The organism is Streptomyces sp. NPDC056160 (genome assembly GCF_042268205.1).
Lineage (GTDB): Bacteria > Actinomycetota > Actinomycetes > Streptomycetales > Streptomycetaceae > Streptomyces.
The window spans coordinates 1-2,235 of sequence record NZ_JBHJUW010000314.1 but is presented as its reverse complement, the minus strand read 5'-3'; the positions used below and the strand labels follow the sequence as shown (position 1 = coordinate 2,235).

Sequence of the window (2,235 nt, the reverse complement as noted above, 5' to 3'; positions counted from 1 at the left end):
TTTCAGAGTGAAAAATCATGTTTATTGATTCAGAAAAACGGCTGAAACAACTTTCAGATGAGGCAAAGAAAAACACCGAGGATCTCGAAGAAGCAAAGAAGAATTCAAGGTTTACACAGGTATCCCCAAAAGGTTGGGAACGCGTTCGAGAGCTGTTGAAGGATAGCCAAGGCATATCAGCACTGAAGCTGTACTCATTTTTAGCGGAGCATATCGATCCTACGTGTGGCGCTGTCGTTGCGGATCAGCAATTCCTAGCTGAAAAACTTGGAGTTAGCAGAAGCACAATTATTCGGTGGCTCAATTACTTAGAATCAAAAAATGCATTAGTTAGAATCCCCGTTGCTGGTAAGGTTTGTGCGTATGCCCTCGATCCACATGAAGTCTGGAAGGGATACAACACTACGAAAAACCATGCAGCGTTTGTCACTAAAACACTGGTCAACAAAGACGGTGATATTCAGCGCCGAATCATGGCCATGTTTTCAAATTGAGCCAGCGGCAGGCGGACAATCAGGGGCTACGTGTTAACGTTTTGACCATGATTGTCTATCCTGCATTGCTCTTTTACCACCTAGACAGCACCATAGCGATAAGATAAACATGCTCAAACGTTTTATGTAACATTAGAAAAATTCAGTTAATTAAAAAAGGTTTTCTAAATGAGCAAAAAAAATAACGTGCCAATGATACAAAATAATGGAAATCTCCAACCTTTTAGCATGGGTAATTTACCATCTATTGCTAAAACATTCCCAATGGAAATCCATACAACTATACTTCAACAGCTTAACCCATTGGAGCATATATCCAATGCTATAAGTAGGATTTGTTACTATAAAGAACAGTGTAAAGCACTTGAGCTTGAGTCACTCAAAATAAAAGAACAAGCCAGTTTGATGCACCTTAAAATAGATACTAATTTTAAAAAGGCAATGTATGAGCTAGAAACAAGAAGAAAGAGTAATGAGTTGAAGTTGATAGCTGCTGCAAATGATTTTAAGCAAATATCAATAACAAAATCAGACTTAATTAAAGAGATATCAAAGCTTGTTTCAAGCATATGTAGCAATGACGTTTCGTTGGAAAGTAAAAAGGCGATGAACGATACTCTTATCATTATGAAAGGCATGCTCAGTGATCAACGGTCTGAGTCATATGAAAAATTCAAATCTTTGTTAAGTAGTATTGATTCTAGTTACAATGATGCGTTGTTGATAGAGGATCATCAGGATAATTATGTTTAATATCATACTCGGAGTTGCTGCTGTAGGTGTTGGTTTATATATCTTGAACGAGCTTGATGAACGCGCCGGAGAAGAAAAAAAGCGATGGGAAAATCAACGAGAATCAGTATGTAAAAGCATCGAAGAACATAAGAGATATATAGAACAACATGTCGAATATGTTCAATCAATGTATGATTTTCATCAGTTAGTTGACCTTCATTATTCATGTATGAAAGTGGCAAATGAAGCATATAAACTTCTTAATGATGCTAAAAAATCAATGGGCGCTATTTATGATGCTATCAATAAACTTAAAGCTCACCGCTCTAAATTATTTAATGATAAAAAAGAAAGCAATGATTATGAAAAGAAAAAAGAAATACAAGCAGAAATAAACATGATCAAAAAAATCATAGATGGCCTATACTCTGAATTAGATTTAATTAAAAAGGATAAAGAACATTTTTATCAGGAATTAAAAGGTTTTAACTTAAAAACTAGCAGCATTAAATACAGAATTAGAGACAATACCGGATATAAAGGCTTTGATTGGTATAATCGGTTACAAGAACGAACTTTACTTCGACGTTAGTTTTGCACTGAAACTATATCAGATAACAATCCTCCACGGTTCCGGCAGCGCCTTGAGCGCAACCGGAAACCGTCTGGGGAGAACCCCAGACCCCCATCGCTGCAACATCGACGGTCTGCGACCACCTGCCAACCGAGTAACTGCCTGTTCCGTGCGAATAGGCTTTACAGGGGGCTGGCGCGGTTCCTGGCGACCTGAAAGCCCCTGGTTAGGGGTATCGGCGCGCCTGACCTCCTGAGAGCCTCTGTAACGCATTTTCGCGCCTCCCATGCCCTGGCGGGCATTTAAAACCCGTTTCGTGCGTCTGAGAGCGTTTGAAGGGCTATCTGACGACTCATCCCCGAAAGAACAACGACGGAATCACCGACAACATGCGAGAGGTGGCACCGCTCGCCGCAGCCCCAGCGACCGAAC

Annotated in this window: 3 protein-coding genes; all 3 read left to right on the top strand. The window is 39.9% G+C overall.

What is annotated here, in order from left to right:
* The first annotated feature begins 17 nt into the window (after positions 1-17).
* The 3 genes from ACFC02_RS42345 to ACFC02_RS42335 all read left to right on the top strand — a co-directional run bounded on the left by ACFC02_RS42345 (position 18) and on the right by ACFC02_RS42335 (position 1,821).
* On the top strand, positions 18-494 hold the full coding sequence (locus ACFC02_RS42345; protein WP_000469298.1) for a helix-turn-helix domain-containing protein: 477 nt from the start codon (positions 18-20) through the stop codon (positions 492-494).
* A gap of 168 nt (positions 495-662) precedes the next feature.
* The gene (locus tag ACFC02_RS42340; RefSeq protein ID WP_015059030.1) at positions 663-1,247 is read left to right on the top strand and encodes a hypothetical protein; all 585 of its coding nucleotides are present in this window, start codon (positions 663-665) and stop codon (positions 1,245-1,247) included.
* Positions 1,240-1,821, top strand: a complete 582-nt coding sequence (locus ACFC02_RS42335) for a YihA family ribosome biogenesis GTP-binding protein (RefSeq protein ID WP_015059029.1) — start codon at positions 1,240-1,242, stop codon at positions 1,819-1,821. Before ACFC02_RS42340 ends, ACFC02_RS42335 begins: the two co-directional genes overlap by 8 nt.
* The last annotated feature ends 414 nt before the right edge of the window (positions 1,822-2,235 follow it).